At 45.1% G+C, this 2,932-nt stretch carries 1 protein-coding gene; it reads left to right on the top strand.

Annotated elements, in window-relative coordinates; all coding sequences use genetic code 11:
- Positions 1-302 precede the first annotated feature (302 nt).
- Positions 303-2,932 (top strand): DUF7948 domain-containing protein (locus tag QUB16_RS12395; RefSeq protein ID WP_333316366.1); only part of this gene is annotated, 2,630 nt, incomplete at its 3' end.

Genomic DNA, 2,932 nt, shown 5'->3' with positions numbered 1-2,932 from the left:
ATCTATATTAATCCTGTAGGGGCGGGTTCACCAATATCTCTAATAGAAACGAGAAAGCCTATAAACCCGCCCCGGCCTTTAATCGCGGTCGATCGACCCGACACGATCAGAATCTGGTTGGAAATGCAGAAAACCCGCTACAAAAACCGAGTCCGTAGCCCCTGTAACAATTTTTAATCGACAATCCGAGAAATTTCGCAAGAAAATTGTATTTTTCGTAAATTTTTCGCAAGAATGTACTATACAGCAGAGCTGGTACTTGTATATACTTACTCGCATAATATGAACCAGGGGTACCAGCTATGAGCTCTCAAAATCAACAGGCATCTTACGGTCAAATGCCCTTAAGTTTTATTGCAAATGCTGGACAAACTGACCCTCATGTGAAATTCCAGGTAAAAGGTGCCGGTCACAGTATCTATTTTACTCCAAACGAAATCGCCTTCGTCGCTTTCCAGCCACCTAATGAACCGGGAAATCAAGCCACAAATTCTTCAATTGTCCGCAGCAGCTTAGCCAACAGCAACCCGAATCCCACAATTTCCGGGCTGGAAAAATTGCCGGGAGTTGCTAACTTTATTTTAGGCGAAGATTCTAGTCAATGGCAGACTAATGTGCCTACTTTTAACGGCGTTGTTTATCAAAACGTCTATCAAGGAATTGACCGCGTTTTTAAAGGCACAGAAGGACAACTTAAGAGCGAGTTTTTGGTTGCACCTTTTGCCGATCCGAGTCAAATTAAGATGAACTATAGCGGTGTTAACGACATCCGCTTGCGTGACGATGGAGCACTGATATTAGAGACACCGCTAGGCGAATTAATTGATAACGCACCTATAGTTTATCAAGATATCAACGGACAGCGGGTGAATGTTCCCGCCGCTTACAATTTATTAGGAAACGGTCAAGTTAATTTTAGTTTGGGATATTTTGACCCCTCTCAACCCCTAGTTATTGACCCGGTTTTAGCTTACTCGACTTACTTAGGCGGCAGCGGCGATGGCATAAGCGGCAACGGCAATGACTACGCCAACCGCATGACTGTAGATAGCACAGGTGCGGCTTACATTATTGGGACTACTTTTAACAATTTTACGACTACTCCTGGTGCATACCAAACTACGCCAGCAGGTAACGCTGATTTCTTAGTTACCAAAATTAACCCCGAAGGAACTGCGTTAGTTTACTCTACTTATATCGGCGGTACTGGCAATGAATATGGTTTTGGGATTGCGGTAGACAGTCAAAATAATGCTTATTTAACCGGACAAGTCGATCCGGGTTATCCAATTACACCGGGTGCTTTTCAACCGACAGCACCTAATTACACTGCTGGGGTAACAAAACTCAATGCAGCCGGCAATGCATTAGTTTATTCTACCTTTTTAGGCACGAGCACCAGCGGCGCCCTAGGCAACGGCATTGCGGTAGACAGTAGCGGTAATGCTTATGTTACCGGGCCCACAGGTGATGGTTTCCCCATCGTCGGAAATGCCTCTCAACCTTACGGAGGCGGAATTGATGCCTTTGTTGCTAAAGTTAATCCCACTGGCAGTGGTTTAGTTTACTCTACTTATGTAGGTGGGAGTGCAAGAGAAGATGCTAAAGCTATTGCAGTAGACAGTGAAGGAAATACCTACATTACCGGAGTTACTTATTCTACTAACTTCCCCACTCGTGGCGCTTTGGATGCTATTACCCCAACTGGTTATCATTACAAGATTTTGCAGGAGTTCAATAGCAGCAAGTTCGATTCCAATATTAGCAGTCAAGAAGCTTTTGTGACTAGACTGAACAAGGGAGGACAGGTTGACAGTTCTACCTACTTAGGCGGTAACGGCGATGACGAAGGTGTCGATATCGCTGTAGACGGTTCTGGAAACGTCTATGTTGCCGGAACTACCAGTTCAACTGATTTTAATACATTAACGCCAATTCAAGCGGCTAATGCAGGTGGCAAAGATGCTTTCATTACCAAGATTAGCAAAGATTATTTCATTGACAACAACGGTCTTGAGTATCCCAGTTATTTGGACGATTATTCAACTTATTTGGGCGGCAGCGGAGATGACAGTGCCGTTCGCATTACAGCAGACAGTGCTGGTAATGCTTATGTAACGGGAAACACTACTTCTACTAATTTCCCGACTAAGAAGGCTATTCAAAGTGTCAGTGGCGGCGGGAAAGATGCTTTTGTCACAAGTATCAATTCATCTGGTTCTGCCTTAGTTGATTCTACTTATCTTGGCGGCAGCGGGGACGACAACGGTAGTGGTATTGCGGTGGATGCTTCTGGTGGAGTTTATGTGGCGGGCTCTACTACGTCTACTAATTTGCCTACTGCGAATCCTTTGCAAGCGACGAATGGGGGTGGTATTTCTGATGCTTTTATAACTAAAATAATTGCTGGCGGGCCGCAGGTCAAGATTGTGGAGTCTGGCGGCAGCACTAATGTAGCTGAAAGCGGGACGACGGATACTTATACAGTTGTGCTCACTAATCAGCCTACTGCAAATGTGGCGATCGCACTCAATACTGACAGTCAAATTCAACCGATTGCTGGCATTACTTTCACTCCAGCTAACTGGTTTGTACCGCAAACAGTGACAGTAAGTGCAGTTGATGATGCAGTAACAGAAACTTCGCCCCACAGTGGCCCGATTACTCACACTGCTATCAGTACCGATGCTAATTATAACGGGGCGACTGCAAGTTTTATCGTCAATGGCACTGCTGGCAATACCGTCAAGGCTAATATTACCGATAACGACACCGCAGGCGTTAGCATTACTCCTGCTAACACGACTGCGACGGAAGGGGGTGCAACTGGAAGTTATACGGTTAAATTAAATACCCAACCGATCGCACCTGTTACGATTAACTTGGCTACAGGCAGTCAAATTCAACCAATTACCGCACTGAATTTTACAGC

The sequence above is a fragment of the Microcoleus sp. D3_18a_C4 genome, assembly GCF_036702415.1.
GTDB lineage: Bacteria > Cyanobacteriota > Cyanobacteriia > Cyanobacteriales > Microcoleaceae > Microcoleus.
The sequence above is the reverse complement of the archived record's forward strand: the minus strand, read 5'-3'. Positions and strand labels throughout refer to the sequence as shown.